Raw genomic sequence first — 17,915 nt, forward strand, 5'->3', positions numbered from 1 at the left:
AAAGGAGTTTTTTCATGAATCCCAAGTACCAGAAAGTCCTCTCCGACATTGAGAAGGCTGAAAAGAAGAAGTCCGAAATCGAAGGACAGCTCAAGGAGCTGTACGACAAGAAGACAGAGCTGGAAAACCTTGAAATCATCAATACCGTGCGCTCTATGGTGATGGACAAGGATCAGATCATGGCGTTCCTGTCTTCCATGAAGGGCGGTACCAAGCCCGCTGAAAATACGGAGGTAATCGACAATGCGTAAGAAGTTTCGTTTTCTGACCGTCCTTGCGGTCTGCGTCATGGTTCTGTCCTGCTTCTCGGTGACGGCGTTTGCCTATGCCGATGACACCGAGCAGAACCTTCCCGTTACGGAGGCAACACAGCCGGAACAGCAGCCTGAAACTACACCCGCGCCGGAAAAGCCGAAGGGTGAGCCGATTGACGATGAGGGCAACGCCTACACCCGCGACTTGCTCTATGACAGGGCAACCAACAAGCAGTTCATCACAGTCCAGACGAAAAACGGCAACACCTTTTTCATTGTCATCGACTACGATGCGCCCATCAACGAGGATGAGGAACAGTATCAGACGTACTTCCTGAACAAGGTCGATGAGAGCGATCTGCTTGCGCTGCTGGACGAAGATACTGCGGCTGCGCTGACCACCTGTAACTGCAAGGAAAAGTGCGCTGCCGGTCAGGTCAACACAGACTGCCCGGTCTGCAAGACCAATATGAGCGAATGCACCGGCACAGCCCCCGTTACACCTGAGCCGGATAAGGATGCAGAAACCGATGTCCCCGCCCCTAAACCCGAAAAGAAATCCAACATCGGCATGATCCTCGTCATCTTTGCCCTTGCCGGTGCTGCGGGTGCAGCTTATTACTACATCAAGTTCGTCAAGGGCAGAAAGCCCAAGGATGAAGACATGGACTTCTTCGACGATGAAGGCTACGAGGAAGAGCCGTACATCAACGAGGATGAAGAGCCGCAGATTGCGGAGGATGCCGAAACGGATGGTGATGAAGATTGATCTTAGTCATTGCTGAAAAGCCCAGTGTTGCCCAGTCCATCGCAAAGGTGTTGGGCGCGACGTCCCGCAAGGACGGCTACATGGAGGGCGGCAATTACATCGTTTCGTGGTGCTTCGGTCATCTGGTGGAGCTGGCAGACGCCAGCTCCTACGATGAGCGGTATGCCAAGTGGCGGTACGACGATCTGCCCATTGTTCCGGAAAACTGGATGTATGAGGTCACGAAGGACAAAGCCCAGCAGTTCAAGGTGCTGTCTTCTCTCATGAAGGACAAGCGCGTCACCGAGCTGGTCTGTGCAACCGATGCAGGACGCGAGGGTGAGCTGATCTTTCGGCTGGTCTACAACAAAGCCGGATGCACCAAGCCCTTCAAGCGTCTGTGGATCAGCTCATTGGAGGACTCCGCCATCCGCGAAGGCTTCAACCATCTCCGGGACGGCAAGGAATATGACCGTCTCTATGAAGCGGCACTTAGCCGCTCGAAGGCAGACTGGATTGTCGGTATCAACGGCACCCGCCTTTTCACCACGCTCTATCACAAGAAGCTGGTGGTCGGGCGCGTCCAGACGCCGACTCTTGCAATGCTGGTGGAGCGTGACGGGAAAATCTCCACGTTCCAGAAGGAGAAGTATTTCAACGTCCACGTCGGCAAGGGCGATCTGACCGCCGATCTGGAAAAGGTCAAAACCGAAGAGGAAGCAAAAAGAATTGCGGCGGCTTGCGAGAAAAAGCAAGCCGTCGTTTCTTCTCTCAAGCGGGAGACGAAAACCGTCAATCCTCCGAAGCTCTATGATCTGACCACCTTGCAGCGCGAGGCAAACCGATACTACAGCTTCACCGCCCAGCAGACGCTTGATCTCGTTCAGACGCTCTACGAAAAGAAGCTCCTGACCTATCCGCGCACGGACAGCCAGTTTATCACGGACGATATGGAGGACACTGCCCGTCAGGTGATCTCCATCGTCTGCCGCCAGCTTCCGCTTTTCTCCGGCGTTTCGGTCACTCCGGACATTTCTCGCGTAACCGACAACAGCAAGGTCACAGATCACCATGCCATTCTCCCGACCGTTCAGCTCGAAAAGCAGGATGTTTCCGCGCTGCCTCAGTCGGAGCAGAAAATCCTCAATCTTGTCGGAATGCGCCTTCTGTGTGCGACCGGCGAGAAGCACACCTACGCGGAAACGCAGATCACGCTCTCCTGCGAGGGCTATACGTTCAAAACCAAGGGCAAGACCGTCGTTCAAAACGGATGGAAAGCCATCGAAGAGCTGTTCAAGGCTTCCCTCAAGGCGAAGGAAAAGGACGATCCCATGAAGTCCCTGCCCGAAGTCCATGAGGGTGATGTTCTGGATAGTGTCTCTGCCAGTATCACGGAACACTTCACGACGCCTCCGAAGCAGTACACGGAAGATACACTCCTGTCTGCGATGGAGACTGCCGGAAACGATCAGTTTGACGATGACACCGAGAAGAAAGGTCTTGGAACACCCGCGACACGCGCCGGTATCATTGAAAAGCTGGTGAAATCCGGCTTTGCAGAGCGCAAGGGTAAGTCTCTCATTCCCACGAAGGACGGCTGCAACCTCGTCTGCGTCCTGCCGGAACAGATTACGTCTCCCAAAATGACGGCGGAATGGGAAAATACGCTCATGGAGATTGAGCGCGGCAAGGCAGATGCGGACGCCTTCCTCAAAGGCATTGTCCAGATGACCGGGGATCTCGTGAAAGCCTACCCGTTTCTCTCCGATGCCGAAGCCCAGCGTTTCGGCACGGGCAAGGAGGAAATCGGCAAATGTCCTCGTTGTGGATCTCCGGTCTATGTCGGCAAGGGCAATTTCTACTGCTCGAATAAGGAATGCTCCTTCTGCCTGTGGGAAGACAACAAGTTCTTTTCCAGCAAGAAAAAGAAGCTGACCAAGAGGATTGCAAAGGAGCTGCTGGATAAGGGCTGGTGCCGCGTGACCGGGCTTTACACGCCGAAGAAGCCTCAGCTCTATGATGCGGTGATCCGTCTGGATGACAGCGGCGGCAAATACGTCAGCTTCAAGATGGAGTTTGACCGATGAACCGTCCGAAGTATGTTGCCTCTTGCAGCGGAGGCAAAGACAGCGTGGCGACGCTCCTGCTGGCTGCACAGTACAATGAGCCGCTGGACGAGGCGGTTTTCAGTGAGGTCATGTTTGATCAGGACACAAGCGGCGAAGTCCCGGAACACCGGGACTTCATCTATGACCGGCTCAAGCCCTTCTGTGAAAAGGAACTGGGCATCAAGTTCACCATTCTCCATGCAGACAAGACCTACGATGACGTATTCCATCATGTCATCACCCGTGGACCGCATAAGGGCGAGGTTCGCGGCTTCGCATGGGCTGGTATGTGTGCAGTCAATCGGGACTGCAAAATCCCGCCCGTTCGCAAGTACAATGCCGCGCTTTCTCCGGACACCGTGAGCTATGTCGGCATCGCGGAGGATGAGCCAAAACGCCTTGCGCGTCTGGACGGAGTGAAGAAGGTCAGTCTGCTTGCCAAGTACGGCATGAGCGAGGCGGACGCCTACAAGCTCTGTCAGGAACACGGGCTGCTTTCCCCGATCTACGCTCACTGCCGAAGAAACGGCTGCTGGTTCTGTCCCAATGCAAGCGACGAAGAGCTGTTGCACATGATTACAAAACACCCGGAGCTGTTTGACAGACTGATTGAATGGGAGAAGGAGGATAACATCTTTCATCGTCGGCTGACGCGCAGAGAAACCCCGTCAGAGGTAAAGGCTCGTTTACTGAGCAAATCCCAGACGGGGTTTGCTTCTCCCCGAAACAAATCCGAAATGGAGGTTTGAAATGGCTGAAAACAAAAATGCACAGCAAGTCCGCGAAATCACGGACAAGCTGGAACAGGGCATCAAGGAGCTGTTTGAATCCGAGCGGTTCAAGGAATACCTCCGCACGATGTCCAAGTTCTACAACTATTCCTTCAACAACACGCTGCTCATTGCGATGCAGAAGCCGGAGGCAACCTACGTTGCCGGTTATACCTCGTGGCAGCGCAACTTTGATCGTCAGGTCATGAAGGGCGAAAAGGGCATCAAGATTCTTGCACCCGCACCGTACAAGGCGCAGGAAGAGCGTGAGAAGATTGACCCCGTGACGCAAAAGCCGGTGATCGGCGCAGACGGAAATGCTGTCACGGAAACGGTCGAGGTTCTGCGTCCTGCCTTCAAGGTGGTAAGTGTCTTCGATGTTTCTCAGACGGATGGCAAGGAGCTTCCGGACATCATCGTTGATGAGCTGAAAGGCACCGTCGAGAACTACGAGGCGTTCTTCGATGCGCTCAAGCAGGAGTCTCCCGTCCCCATTTCCTTTGAGGATATTCCGGGTGGCGCGAAGGGATTCTTCTCTCCGGTTGAAAGCCGCATTGCCATTCAGGAAGGCATGAGTGAAATCCAGACGGTCAAAACCGCCATTCATGAGATCGCTCACGCAAAGCTCCACGCTTTCAAGCCGGACGAGAAAACCGCCCCCGAAGACAAGAAGGATCGTCACACCAAGGAGGTTGAGGCAGAAAGCGTAGCCTACACTGTCTGTCAGCGGTACGGCATTGAAACCTCGGACTACTCCTTCGGTTATATCGCCGGTTGGTCTTCCGGCAAGGAAACCAAGGAGCTGAAAAGCTCTCTGGACACCATCCGCAAGACAGCGGCTGAAATGATTGAGGGAATTGACGCCAAGCTCAAGGTGCTGCTGGCAGAAAAAGCGCAGTCCGCAGAGAAGGAAAGCGAAATGCCCGCAGAGCCGATGTCGGAAGTCCCCATTTACCGCGAGACGGCAAATTACGCCTATGAAGCCGGTGAGCTGGAGTCATATCGTGCTTCTCTCGCTGCAAACGTGGAATGCCGCAGTGCGATTGAAGCGGCGATCAGCACCAACTACGGAGATAACCGGCTGGATGCGGATGATGCCGTGAAAAGCGTCCTTGAGCAATTCTCTCCGGAGCGCGTCCGGTACGTCCTCGCAAACACCATTCAGCAGAAAGACTTCGACGGGCGCATTCCGCAGTCTCTCAAGGAGTGGGCAAAGAGCGTTGAAGTCTGCCCTGAGAATGCCTCTCGCTTCCTTGTGGATAAACCCAATCCCGGACTGACCGCCCTTTTCGTCGATGCGTTCCGTCAGCAGACTGAACCTAAGAAGGAAGTCACTTCTGAGAAAACAGAGGAAAGAGACCCGGAGGTCGTTGCATGGGAGAACGATGAGATTGCCTCTATTGAGGTAAAAACCGTGGAGGTCAAGTCTCCCTTTGCGCCCTTGCCGGAGGAAGCAGCAAAAGCGCCGAAGGCACACCGCCTGACTGCCGAAGAGAAGGAGATCAAAGCCGCCGTCATGGACACGCTCAAGGGGCAGATCGCCTATAACAACGACGGAATGCGGGCGTCCTATCGCGCCTCCAACCACTCCTTCAATCTGCTGGCACGGAACAGCGTCAGGATCGAGGGCAACACAGTCACGCAGAACGGTGAGCCGCTGTTCAAAATCCATCGCCGTCATGCAGCGCGGAAAACACAGGGCTGCTATCGTGAGCTGATGCCGACGCTGGAATACGTCAAGCAGGAGCAGAAGCAGGAAAAGCCCTCCATCCGCGATCAGCTCAGGACTGCCGCAAAACAGCAGCCGGAGAAGAAGTCTCCGGTCAAATCCAAAACGCACGACATGGAGTTGTGAGAAAGGAGACGCATGAAGAAATACACAGACGTTGACGTCGTTGCGGAGCTGCAGAAGCTCGTGGACAGTCATGTAGACAGCTACAAGGAAGACTTCGACATCGACAAGCGTATCATCAGCCGCGCTGCCAAAAGCCGGAATCCCGAAGACAAAACGCTGATGTGGTTCTGCCGTCCGCATGGAACGCACTGTCTCAACGAAAATCAGGTCTTTATTCAGGGGACGCGGGATCACAACACCTTCCGCTTTTACGCGGAGCAGACCTACGACGAGTGCATTGCCCGCGTCATTGTCCCAAAAGCTATTAAGCGCGGCAAGGTATTCGGAGATGTCTTTGAGATCAACTACCGGGAACAGGCGGCAAATGTGGCGCAGAACTCGGTTACGCCGGATCATGACCGGCTGACCTTCGCAGACGGCTTTGTGCTGGACGCACCCTGCCGCAGCAGCTTCGATGAGGCAATGGCTCTGGTTGGTGAGCATGGTGGCGTACAAGCCCACCGGACGCTCCCGAAGGACGCAGATGCTCTGGTGGAAGTGCTGTCTAAGCAGAAAAGCCGCCGTGACAGACTGCCAGAGGCAGAGAGGACAGAGGTGCTTTCGCCGCTCCCCATCGCAGAACTCCGCAAATATGAGGCAGTCAAAAAGATTCATCCGGACGCGCTGGTCTGCTTTGCTCAGAACGGCTATTTTGAGCTGTACGGCAAGGACGCGGAAAAAGCCGCACCCTTGCTCGGCACGAAGCTCCTTGAGAAGAAGGTGCGCGGCAAGCCCTCCATGCCGGTGACCGGCTTCCGTGAAGCTGCGTGGGTAGCAGCATCAAAGAAGCTCTGGCAGTCCGGCGCGGATGTCTTTCTCAGCAAGGACGGCGAGACCTTCAAGGAACTCAAAGCCGCAGATTACATTCCTGTCGGCGCGACGCTGAATATGGACGGCATCAAGTGCAGGATTGACGCGGTTGATTTTGCCGCTGATGAAGTCCGGTTGACCAACATCGAGAACAAGAACCGCCCCATCCGCTTTTCGGAAAGCATCAAGTATGTCCGCTCGTATGTGGAAGATACCGGTATTGCCGTCTATGACACCGTTCCGAAGAAGCCCGCTGCCCGTGAATCCATCCGCGACAAGCTGAAATCCGCGCAGAAAGCCCAGCCGTCCCACACACCGAAGCCGCAGAAAAACAAAGGAAAGGATATGGAAATCTGATATGAAGAATTTTACCGTGGAAGAAATCAACCTGATGTGCTGCTTCAACACGTCCAGCCGGAAGCGGCTGATCGACGATATGAAGGGCGTCACCCTGAACGACATGGACGGCGAGATCGCAGAGCTGATGTACAAAACCGTCCAGAAGCTCGAAGCCATGACCGACGCGGAGTTTGAGGAACTGTATATCATGCCGGACGGCATGGTAGATGACTGAAAGGAGGATGCCTATGCCCGTATTAGACGGTGATTTTGAAGCCTTCGTCACGAACCTTGGCAAGTACAACGAGGGTATGCTGGTCGGTGAGTGGGTGAAGCTGCCCACAACCGAGGAAGAGATGCAGAAGGTCTTTGAGCGCATCGGAATCGGCAAGCAGGATGATTTCGGTCAGCCCTACGAAGAGTGGTTTATCACCGACTACGAATGCCCGATCTATGGCGTTCAGAAGATGCTTGGCGAGTACGAGAGCCTTGATAAGCTCAACTACCTTGCCGCTTTGATTGACGAGCTTTCCCTGAGCGATCAGGAAAAACTCGTTGCCGTTATGGAGGCTGGCTGCGATGAGGTCAGCGATATTGACGATCTCATCAACCTGACGTTCAATCTGGACTGCTACGACATCATGCCCGGTATCAACGACGAATCCGATCTCGGCTACTATTACGCCCACGAAGCCGGTATCTACTCTGAAAAGGATCTCGGTCCTCTGGCAAATTACATTGACTATGAACGCTATGGGCGCGACATTGCGATGGATGAGCAGGGACGCTTCACCGATGAGGGCTATGTCCGCGTTGCAAGCGAACGCTGGGACAGGCAGTTTAACGGGGAGCTTGATGATATTCCCGATGAATACCGGATCACCGGCTCAGGGGAAGCCGTCGAGCGTGACGGCACCATCGCCGTTCTTATCGTCGAGCCGGGAAAGGAGCCTTATGTGAAGGAGATTGACTCCGGTCTGGAGTCCTTGCAGCATGAGGTCGGCGGCTGCATCGAGGCGATTTATCCCTATGAAGACCCGGTTGCCTTAGTCTGCAACGAGGAAGGCAAGCTGGAAGGTCTGCCTCTGAACCGCGCTCTGCGGGATGAGGACGGTGACATCTACGACGTTGTTGCCGGAACATTCATGGTAGTTGCCTTGACGGATGACAGCTTCGGCTCTCTGACCGTAGAGCAGATGCAGAAGTTCTCTGACCACTTCAAAGTGCCGGAGCAGTTTGTTAAGTTGGGCGATAAGATTGTTGCGATTCCCATGATCTCGAAGGAACAGCAGAAGCAGGAGAGCATCGAGCAGAAGGACTTTGAGATGAACGCCGATACCTCCGGTCTGACGGTTGCCGGTCACATCGGGACATGGCACACCATTGATCAGCACGAGGTCGGCGGTCACAGCTTTTATTTGATGGAGCATGACACCTACGGCGATGAAGCGGCTTGCATCATCGTCGATGAGCGCGGCAAGCTCGTTCTTGATGATGTCTACAACGGCTTTGACGATGACACGCTCCGCCTTCTCGACCTTGAGGTCAAGGAAGTGCCGGAAATGCCGGATCCCACTCTCTCCATTCAGGATATGAAGGACTATGGCTACGCATGGGCTGGCGTTCTTCCCGCTGGGCAGGAGGCGGCAGAGAAGGCTTTGGAGAAGGGCTGCGAGGTTTACCGCCTCTATTCCGATAACACCGAGGGCTTGTGCGTAGATGCCAAGGAGATTGCCGATCATGCAGCAAAGGGCGGAATGCTCGGTATCAGCAAGGAAAGCTGGATGGCGGCTCTTGAGAAGGAAAACTACCTCAAGGCGGCGGAGATGTCGATGGAGGATGACTACGGCATGATTGATGGGATCATCAACAACGGTCCGAAGGAGGACAAGACCGCAGAGGTCAAAGCCCCCGAAAGGGGCGAAAAGTCCTCCATCATGGACAGGCTCAAGTCTGCAAAGGCTGAAAAGCAGAAGGAATGCTGCCCTCCCAAAAAGCACAAAGGAGAGATTGAACTGTGAGCAGAAGTCAGAAATGGCGGCAGGAGTGGTCGTTCTTCATCGGGGACAGCGGACGCCGGAAGTATAACCGCTTCTGCGTCCGCTGCGTCCATAGCTGCAAGCAGAGCTTCCGTGCGGATCTCATCGCCTGTCCGCACTTCTCCCGCAAGGCATCGAGGTGTAGACAGTTAGGGGTCGAAAAAGCCTGTGATTGCAAGCCTCAGAGCGGCGCAAACTGACCAACCTAAGTGATTGTATTCCCTGCGCGGTTTCTTCTTTAGCGCAGAAATAAGTGTCGATTTCGGCACTTGTTTGAATGCCCGGAAAACGAACCAAGAGCCTCTGTCGATGCCCGGTTTGGGTGTCGGCAGAGGCTCTTTTTTTATGACATATTCAAAATAGCGGATAGCAGCTCTTGAACCTGTTGCCGGTATTCCGGCTTTATGTCCGAAATACGTCTGGCAAGCGCAAGGGCTTCCGCTTCTGGATCGTCAGTCCCAAAAATAATTCGGTCTGCGCTGACGCCGAGCAAACGGCAAAGACGCTGCAAGGCTTCAAGAGAGATACCGGATGCACCACGCTCAATGGCACTCAGGTGATTCGGCGTCATGCCAAGCATTTCTGAGAGCGTGTCCTGCGTATAGCCCGCCTGTTCTCTTGCCATTTGAATATTGCCGCCGATTTCAATATTGATGTCCTTCTTCTCTCGCATAGCCTCACCACCTTTGCATTTAGTGTACCTAACGGCGGTGTCATTATCCACGGTATGCCGTCGTTGATTTTACTAACGACAATGCGTTGACTGTCCGTGATGAGGGTGATAAAATGGAGTTACCTACCAAAAGAGTGAAAGAAGGGATGTCATGTCGCGCATTATTGAGTTTAGAAAGTCTGCTCAAAAAGCTGAAAGGCAATCCGCTCAAGGTAAGACTTGTGCGTTTACCGGTCATAGACCGCAGAGTCTTCCGTTCGGCTTTGATGAATCCGATAAGCGTTGTACTTCTTTGAAGTCTGTTATGCGGGATCAGATTGTAGCACTCATCGAGAACGAGGGTGTCACGCATTTTATTACCGGCATGGCTCTTGGTGTTGATATGTATGCTGCGGAAATTGTACTTGATTTGAAATCAAAATACCCTCACATTACTCTGGAAAGCGCAATCCCTTGTGAGACACAAGCGATCAAATGGTCTGTGGCTTCACGGGAACGGTATTATAATATCGCTGCAAAGTGTGACAAGGAGACCATGCTGCAAGGGGAGTACACGCCGGACTGCATGGACAAGAGAAATCGGTACATGGTCGATCACGCCGATTATATTCTCGCAGTATGGAATGGATGCCCCAGCGGTACCGGGAATACCGTGAGATATGCCCACAAAAAAGGCAAGACCATCATCGTCATCAATCCGGCTTCCCTTGATGTCACGCGGGAATAAGGCAAAAAAATCCCTTCTGAATCAAGCGTTGTGAAAACCGTGAAGTATTTCCCGATAGCGAATACGCATTGCACTGCTCAGTGATTATTGGAAACGTGTACAGCGTATGCTGCCCAGTTAACATCTCCACGGAAAACATCGAATTTTCACGGCTTCGCAAAAACGGAAAGTGTCACCTTATGGACAGTCCATTGCCGAGGGAAAAATAAATCGCTGGAAACGGGAACGCCCCCGGCACTGTGCGTCTGGCACAGTGTCGGGGGCGTTTTTCCGTGTCTTAGTTATGAGCCAGTTCATTTAGGAGCAGCTTTCGATAGTCCACATCCAAGACGCAGCGATGGAAGTCCATCAGACGGTGTTCGTCGAACAGCTTTTCACAGAGCTTGGTCAGCGGATGATTCATCAGCTTTGCAGAAATGCCAGTCTCGTTGAAAAACCTTGCCCATGTGAAGACCTCTTCTAAATCCTCCTGCCCAAGCGTGGCAGGAATGATGGCGTTGCTGAGACGGACAATGGGGCTGTCCGCAAATCGCTCTGCGACTTCCTCCGGTGTGCATTCATAGCGGTCACAGTCAAAGGAAAGCGCATCCTCAATTTTAAGATAATTTTCGGTTTCATCCCGCGTCAAGGTTATGGTGTAGTCTCCCATACCGGACGGCACATCAATATTCTCCATGACATCAAGCTCGTAACGGGATCCGCCGATGATCGCTTCAAAGGAGAAGGACTGACAGATTACTGCTGGGTTCTTGTCTATCTTGTCCTCATTCAGAAAGGACAGCGGATTGTACTCTGTTAGTTCCCAGTTGATTTTTCCTCTCTCTGTTTGCTCGGCAATCTGCTGGATTAGATGTTGTTCTTCTTCGTGCAGATTTTCATTGTACATCATGATACACCTCCATTTTCTGATTCTCGTTTTTTGGGGGTTGCTTTATGTTTCCGAAGAGACTGCCGTTTGTATCATCATTCCTTGGCTGAGGGCAGACCTTCGTAAAATTTCCTCAGTTCGTCCAGACTGCTTGTACGATTCTTGATAGGCAGGGAGTCCCATGTGATGTCATGATAGCGTTCCGGCGGCTCGTCCCGCAGTCTTCGGTCGATAATGCAGACAATGCCGGTGTCTGTGAAATTGCGGATCAATCGCCCGATGCCCTGCTTGAGCTTGATAATCATTTCGGGAACGCGGACATCCATCAGAGCGTCCTTTGCGACGGAACACTTATACTCGATAATTGGATCGGGGACAGGGAACGGAAGCCGGAAAATGATGACATTGGAAAGGCTTTTTCCTTCAATGCTGATACCTTCCCAATATGCACCCGTCCCCAGAAGCACGGAGTTCGTATCTTCCTTAAACTCAAGCAGCACCTTGTCCTGCGACGATCCCGGCTGCTGCATCAGGATTTTGTACGGAAGATTTTTCTTACTGAGAATGGAGTAGACCTCTTCCATGTCGGTCTTTGCCGTAAACAGCACGAGTGCCTTTCCATTGGAAATGTTCAGGATCTCAAGCAGCCGCTCCACGCCCTTTTCAATGAAGGCTTCATGTTCTCTGGTCGGGTGCGGGAGATCGTCGCAATAGTAGATCATGGCGTGTTCATCGTATGGATATGGGGAAGGCTTTGGCTCGGATAAGCAGCCGCGATCACCAGCGGGAAAGCCGGTATTGCTGATAAAGTAAGAATACTGTTCTTCCAGAGACCCGCTCGTGGCGTTCGTCAGCGTGGCAGAGGTCAAGATGGTTCTTTCATCACCATTGAAGTATAGGCGGCTCACAATTTCTTTTGTGTTTTTAGGGCAATAGACGAGTTCCGTGTTGCTGCCGTGCTGCTCAATCCAGATCAGCATATCATCTATCTGGTCAAGAAGCTCTGAAAGGGACTCGCTGACGGCATCCAGATCATCAGAGGCAGCAAAGGAACGGTTGTTTCTGAAATCCATGCTGGAATAAATCTGAATGCTGGACGAAAGGTTGTGTATGGCGGCGTTCATCTCGGTAAGCAGTTCAATCGCACTGCCATTGTTGTCGAAGAAAAAGCGGTCAGCGTAGCGCATATCCTGTTCTGCCTCGTTGATCTGCTTTTGGACTTGTGCTTTCAGGCAGTTATAGAAGGCGATGATTGCGCTCTCTGCCTCTCGCTTTTCACCTGACACACTGCTCTGGTCAAAGGATCGCAGCTCATAGAATGCGCTCTTAATCATTCCAAAGAGCATACCTTGCCCGAAACGCTCCGTTGTGGCACTCCGCACCTTATCATCCAAGTTGTGTGCTTCATCCACGACAAGCAGATCAGCGGCGGCGTTAATCAGCCCTTCCTGACCGCGCCGGAGTTTCATGAGATGCTGGGTTAAAAAATCCTGATTGCACAGTACCACTCCATCCGTAAACTTTAATGCTGCGCGGACTTTGTAATACTTGCACTTCTTTTCACAGGAGCCACAATTCTTCATGCTGAACCGCTGCACGTTTACCTTGTCCCAGACTCCTTGCGGCAAAACCTCCGGGAAATCCTTGCGTTCCTCATACCCTTGCTTGATTCCTTCTTTGATCGCGTCCGGTGGGTCTGCTTTCGGGTCACACATATACTCATCTGCGCGTTTGTTGCAGAGATAATGGGTCTGTCCTTTTGCGAGGATAACATCTCTGTTCAGCCCAAGAAGGGGCATTACCGCGTGGACATCGCGCCAGAGCTGTTCTTGAAGCGCAATGGTCGAGGTTGCGATGATAACCGGCTTGTTCATGCGTTTGCTGTACAGCAGCACCGGCACAAGATAACCAAAGGACTTTCCAATGCCCACGCCAGCTTCAATCGCAAAATGCTGATCGTTTATGAGGGCGTCCACAATCTCAAAGGACATATCCTGCTGCCCCTCACGCATTTCCAATCCATGCTGCGGGGCTTCATCCCAAAAGAAGGTGCTGACTTGCTCACTCATGGAGTACAGCTCTGCTTTTCTGCGCTTTTTCCGTTCCTCCGATGTATTGAATCCAAAATAGAATCTGTTGTCCATCCACATTCCTCCCGGAATAGAAACCAAGGCTATCCGCGTTTCAGTTCAATGCTGACGTTTCCGTTCTCGTCGATGGTCAGCGTCATGTGCCTGATGTGCTTCTCATAGAACTGCCGCCGCTCTGCGGGAGACATTTCGATCCTCGTGTTTCGCAGAGCAGCGTCAAACATATCGTTGACGTTCAGGTGAACGGAGTTGTCAATCCAGCGGTACATCTCCTTGAATAGTGCGTTTTTCTTGATGTCCTCGCTGTTGCCGGAGTAGAAGTCATCCAGATAGCAGTAGAATATCCCGGATTCTGCAAGTGCCGCCTTCATATCCGGTCCGCATTTTTCCCGCTCGATCATGACAAGAAATCTGGCGTCCGGCAAGGAAGAAATCAGCCCCCAGTAGTCGGAATCACTTGAGACGATGACGAAGGAATCCACTTGCTTCTGGTAGTGTTCCTGACAGGCTCTTGCGGTGAGTTTGATGTCTACCAGTGACTTGTTCTGCTTGATCCGCTCAATCATGATATGTTCAACGGGGATGCGGGTGTAGTTTTCGAGAATGCGCCATGCCGTAGCAGTATGCACGTCATCAAAGAGAATAATCGCCGTAATTTTCTGCATGACTTCATAATCAAGATTTTTGAGCGTGGCACATAGCTTGTACGGGTCAGAGTTTTCGCAGTCCACTACCAATACGGTCTTCTCGCTGTCATCTATGAAGTCGTAGATATTGTTTTTTACAAAAGCCCCTGCATCAGAGACTTTACTGTATTCTGTGAAGGCGTCGCAATGCCATTGATAAAGCAGGGTAGCAAACTTCTTATCATTATAGAGGACATTACCCTCGTCCATCGGTACCCAGTTGATATACATTTGATAGGGGTAGTAGGAGAGACTTGCGTAATAGATGTCCGCAGCATCTTTCGTTCCGTCCTCTGTCAAACCGTTTGGCATGATGAACAACTCTTTTATGTATGCCCAGTTAATCCAGATTGGAAAGAGGCTTTTGCAGTTGTTAATGCGGTCTGAAATCAGCCGGTTGATCTCTATAATATGGTGGCAGAGCTTTGTGCTCGACTTTTTGATAAAGCTGATTCCGTCATTTGAAAGCTGCTGCATACTGGATGTTGGAAGGATCTCAGGCATCGAAAGAAGCCCACGGTATTCCATCCGCATGATGTCATTTATTTTCCGGTAATTGCGCTCAATGGCGGTGCGGATGATACATAGATTACGAATGATACGGGCATTTTTATCCTGTTCAAGCCGGTTGTATATCTCTATCTTCGGCGGCTCGTGTTCATTTTGAAAAATGCGGAGCGGGACGCCGATCAGGTATGCTACCTTTGACACAAGCTCATAGGTGCTGTCTTTGTAGGCAATCTGCTCTCCGGCATATTCGACGCCATTCAACATGACTGAATTGCCCATGATCTACTCCTTTCTCGTAGGGGAGTTACGCGGTCATTACATTGTCCGTCCACATCTCACACTGGCTCATGACAGTCTGGACAGCATCATCCATACCCTCTGGCGGATATTTGTGTTTTTTCAGCAACCTTTTGACCAAGCGGCGCATTCCAGCTCTTGCGCTCTCTTTCTTTTGCCAGTCTATTGTCTGGTTTTTGCGAAGCAAATCTGTCAGTTCTTTCGTGATAGCAATAAGCTCGTCATGCTCGTAAAAGTCCTTGATTGCTTGCGGCTTCGTGAGAGCATCATAGAAAGCAAGTTCGTCCGCTGTCAATCCGAGTTTTTCACCCTCGGCGGCAGCAGCGGCAATGTCTTTCGCCAGCTTGAGTAATTCTTGAATGACTTCCTCGTTGGTCAGCATTCCGTTCAAATAGCGGTTCATTGCGCTCTGAATGATTTCGGAGAACTTCTCGGATTTGACAATGTTTGTACGACGATAAACAGATACTTGTTCAGCAATCAGCTTTTTCAGAAGTTCGACTGCCAGATTCTTCTCCTTCATGTTTGCCACTTCTTCAAGGAACTTCGGATCGAACAACGAAAACTCAGTCTGGACATCGGAGAAGAGGTTGATAACGCCTTCGCTCTTGATGCTGTGCTTCAAAAGCTCGTTAATGCGCTCATTTACTTCCGGAAGCGTAAACTTCTTTCCGGTACCGCCTGAAACCAAGCGCACGGTCATTGTTCTTACGGACTCGAAGAAAGCCGCCTCCATGCGAGTTTGCTCGTCTACCAAGCTGCTGCACAGCGAAAGTGCCTGCTTGAGAAGTAGCGCTTCTTTGATAAACACATTCTGTGTCTTCTCATTGTCGGGAAGATCGTACTCTGCAACACTCTTGCCGAGTATGAAGTTCACGCCGCCGCTGATAAGCTTTGCACGGTCGAGGTCGCTTCCGGTCATGAATTTCTCATAACTGAATCCGTGGAACAAATCTCTACAAATAGAGAGCTTTTCAAGGAACTTCGGATATGCAGCCTTGCTTACATCTGTATCACCATAGTTCTTCTTGTCTCTGGCAGTATAGTCGTTCATTGCCTGTTTCAGTGCAGCCGCAATACCGACGTAATCAACAACCAAACCGCCTTCTTTATCTTTGAAGACACGATTGACGCGGGCGATAGCTTGCATCAGGTTGTGTCCAGCCATTGGCTTATAGACATACATCGTAGCAAGGGAGGGAACATCAAAGCCGGTCAGCCACATATCCACGACGATAGCGATTTTCAGCGGAGAGTTATTGTCTTTGAATTTCCGCGCCATATCGTCCTTATGCGCTTTATTGCCGATAATCTCACGCCATTCTTCTGGATCATTATTGCCTTGCGTCATGACCACTGCAATCTTTTCCGTCCACGCCGGGCGTAGCTCAAGAATGCGCTTATAAATCTTCATTGCTATGGGACGCGAATAAGCAACGATCATCGCCTTGCCGGTCAGGATATTCTCGCGGTAATTCTCGTAATGATCAAGAATGTCATTTACCAAGGAGTTGATCGTCTGGTCGGCACCGAGGATTGCTTCCATCTGACCAAGTTCCTTTTTGCTCTTTTCAATGACATACGGATCGGCGTTGTCAGCCATAATGTCATACTCATTATCGATCAGATGGAGGGTGTTCTCGTCGAGTTTCAGGTGAATAACGCGGCTTTCGTAATAGACGGGTCTTGTAGCTCCGTCTTCAACTGCCTGTGTCATATCATAGATGTCGATGTAATCACCGAAGACCTCTCGTGTACTGCGGTCTTTTGTGGAGATCGGTGTTCCGGTGAATCCAATGTAGGTCGCATTAGGAAGCGTGTCTCTTATAATGCGGGCAGTGCCGATAACGGTTTTCGCCTCGACTTCGCCGTTGTCCTTCTGCTTGACCACAACCTTCTCATTGAGACCATATTGCCCGCGATGCGCTTCATCAGCCATCACGATAATGTTCCGGCGTTCCGAAAGAGCTTCGTTGCCTTCTTCAAACTTCTGCATGGTCGTGAAGATTATGCCGTTTGCCTGTCTGTTTGCAAGCAGTTCTTTCAGATTCTTGCGGCTCTCAGCGTGCTGCGGCGTTTGCCGGAGGAAGTCCTTGCAGCGGGCGAATTGTCCGTAAAGCTGGTCGTCCAGATCGTTACGGTCGGTAATGACAACGATAGTGGGGCTTTCTAACGCTTCTTGCAGATAATGAGCATAGAAGACCATAGACAACGATTTTCCGCTGCCCTGTGTATGCCAGAAGACGCCACCCTTACCGTCCGTCACGGTTGCGTGTTTTGTAGACTCAATCGCTTTTTTGACTGCGAAATACTGATGATACCCGGCGAGTATCTTGAAAGTATTCTGTCCATCCACATTAAAGCAGATGAAGTTTTTCACGATGTCAATGAAGCGGGTCTTCTCAAACAGTCCTACAAAGAATGTGTCAAATGATGCGTGTTGCGTATTCTCATAGCTGCCGTCTGTTGTTTTCCACTCCATAAATCGGTCTTCGCCGGACGTGATTGTACCAGCCTTTGAAGTGGTCAAGTCGCTCATGACACATACCGCATTATAAATGAACATAGAGGGAATCTCATACATATAGTTCCGGAGCTGGCGGTATGCTGCGGAAGCATCGGTTTCTTCGCGGGACGGAGACTTCAACTCCACAATGACGAGTGGGAGACCATTGACAAAGAGAATCACATCTGGTCTTTTTTCGGAGTTCTCAATGAAAGTCCATTGATTCGCAACTGTGAACTCGTTACTGGCAGGATTTTTGAAGTCTACAAGGTAAACAAGGGTAGAGCGTTCTTCACCCTTGTCATAGTATTTTACCGGGACTCCGTTTTGGAGGTAGTCCATAAAGACCATGTTCTTCTGCAAAAGCGTTCCGGTTTCAAAGTTCTTGAGCTTATAGATTGCCTCCGTCAGAGCATCCATTGGCAAGTTTTTGTTGATTCGCTGCAAAGAGGGCAGCAGGACATCCTCATAAAGCGGAGAGTGATAATCGCGCTCCACATCTGGTCCATAGACATAGGTATATCCAAGATCCTCATTGAGAAGCTGCAAGACGGCATTCTCATAATTTGATTCGGTAAAATAGCCCGACATTTGTA

General features: G+C 51.4%; 15 protein-coding genes. 10 read left to right on the forward strand and 5 right to left on the reverse strand.

Translation table 11 applies throughout. The features are described 5' to 3' along the window. The first annotated feature begins 14 nt into the window (after nt 1–14). The 9 genes from KJS28_RS02235 to KJS28_RS02275 are packed head-to-tail and all read left to right on the forward strand — an operon-like array spanning nt 15 to nt 9,162. On the forward strand, nt 15–251 hold the full coding sequence (locus KJS28_RS02235) for a DUF4315 family protein (RefSeq protein WP_006573549.1): 237 nt from the start codon (nt 15–17) through the stop codon (nt 249–251). Beyond that, complete coding sequence (locus KJS28_RS02240; protein WP_213541563.1) at nt 244–1,023, forward strand: DUF4366 domain-containing protein; 780 nt, start codon at nt 244–246, stop codon at nt 1,021–1,023. The genes KJS28_RS02235 and KJS28_RS02240 overlap by 8 nt, the downstream gene beginning before the upstream one ends. Then, the gene (locus KJS28_RS02245; protein WP_213541564.1) at nt 1,020–3,089 is read left to right on the forward strand and encodes a DNA topoisomerase 3; all 2,070 of its coding nucleotides are present in this window, start codon (nt 1,020–1,022) and stop codon (nt 3,087–3,089) included. The genes KJS28_RS02240 and KJS28_RS02245 overlap by 4 nt, the downstream gene beginning before the upstream one ends. Further along, nucleotides 3,086–3,859: an adenine nucleotide alpha hydrolase family protein gene (locus KJS28_RS02250; protein ID WP_213541565.1), complete on the forward strand. Its 774-nt coding sequence runs from the start codon at nt 3,086–3,088 to the stop codon at nt 3,857–3,859. The genes KJS28_RS02245 and KJS28_RS02250 overlap by 4 nt, the downstream gene beginning before the upstream one ends. A 1-nt stretch (nt 3,860) precedes the next feature. After that, on the forward strand, nt 3,861–5,735 hold the full coding sequence (locus KJS28_RS02255; protein ID WP_213541566.1) for a DUF3849 domain-containing protein: 1,875 nt from the start codon (nt 3,861–3,863) through the stop codon (nt 5,733–5,735). Nucleotides 5,736–5,747: 12 nt separating this feature from the next. After that, a complete protein-coding gene (locus KJS28_RS02260) occupies nt 5,748–6,941 on the forward strand; it encodes a MutS N-terminal domain-containing protein (protein WP_213541567.1) in 1,194 nt (397 codons plus the stop codon). Between the two features lies 1 nt (nt 6,942). Next, nucleotides 6,943–7,158, forward strand: coding sequence for a transposon-transfer assisting family protein (locus KJS28_RS02265; RefSeq protein WP_213541568.1), 216 nt, complete (start codon nt 6,943–6,945; stop codon nt 7,156–7,158). A 13-nt stretch (nt 7,159–7,171) separates the two neighbouring features. After that, the gene (locus KJS28_RS02270; RefSeq protein ID WP_228298420.1) at nt 7,172–8,944 is read left to right on the forward strand and encodes an antirestriction protein ArdA; all 1,773 of its coding nucleotides are present in this window, start codon (nt 7,172–7,174) and stop codon (nt 8,942–8,944) included. Further along, a complete protein-coding gene (locus tag KJS28_RS02275) occupies nt 8,941–9,162 on the forward strand; it encodes a hypothetical protein (protein ID WP_006573528.1) in 222 nt (73 codons plus the stop codon). The genes KJS28_RS02270 and KJS28_RS02275 overlap by 4 nt, the downstream gene beginning before the upstream one ends. Before the next feature lie 143 nt (nt 9,163–9,305). Here KJS28_RS02275 and KJS28_RS02280 read toward each other — a convergent pair whose 3' ends face one another. Continuing rightward, nucleotides 9,306–9,635: a helix-turn-helix domain-containing protein gene (locus tag KJS28_RS02280; RefSeq protein ID WP_196031883.1), complete on the reverse strand. Its 330-nt coding sequence runs from the start codon at nt 9,633–9,635 to the stop codon at nt 9,306–9,308. Nucleotides 9,636–9,786: 151 nt separating this feature from the next. On the opposite strand from KJS28_RS02280, the gene KJS28_RS02285 reads away from it, so the two are divergent. Beyond that, nucleotides 9,787–10,362: an SLOG family protein gene (locus KJS28_RS02285; RefSeq protein WP_213541570.1), complete on the forward strand. Its 576-nt coding sequence runs from the start codon at nt 9,787–9,789 to the stop codon at nt 10,360–10,362. Nucleotides 10,363–10,639: 277 nt separating this feature from the next. Here the strand turns inward: KJS28_RS02285 and KJS28_RS02290 are convergent, their stop codons facing one another. From KJS28_RS02290 to KJS28_RS02305, 4 genes are all read right to left on the reverse strand, one after another. Then, nucleotides 10,640–11,251 (reverse strand): hypothetical protein, encoded by a 612-nt coding sequence (locus KJS28_RS02290; RefSeq protein ID WP_213541571.1) that lies wholly within the window; start codon nt 11,249–11,251, stop codon nt 10,640–10,642. Between the two features lie 74 nt (nt 11,252–11,325). Then, the gene (locus tag KJS28_RS02295) at nt 11,326–13,374 is read right to left on the reverse strand and encodes an ATP-dependent DNA helicase (RefSeq protein WP_213541572.1); all 2,049 of its coding nucleotides are present in this window, start codon (nt 13,372–13,374) and stop codon (nt 11,326–11,328) included. 29 nt (nt 13,375–13,403) lie between these two features. After that, entirely contained in the window at nt 13,404–14,795 is a 1,392-nt protein-coding gene (locus KJS28_RS02300; RefSeq protein WP_213541573.1) for an NYN domain-containing protein, read from the reverse strand. A gap of 25 nt (nt 14,796–14,820) precedes the next feature. After that, nucleotides 14,821–17,910 (reverse strand): type I restriction endonuclease subunit R, encoded by a 3,090-nt coding sequence (locus tag KJS28_RS02305; RefSeq protein ID WP_213541574.1) that lies wholly within the window; start codon nt 17,908–17,910, stop codon nt 14,821–14,823. Nucleotides 17,911–17,915: the final 5 nt, after the last annotated feature.

The sequence above is a fragment of the Vescimonas coprocola genome, from assembly GCF_018408575.1.
In the GTDB taxonomy this organism is placed as follows: Bacteria; Bacillota; Clostridia; order Oscillospirales; family Oscillospiraceae; genus Vescimonas; species Vescimonas coprocola.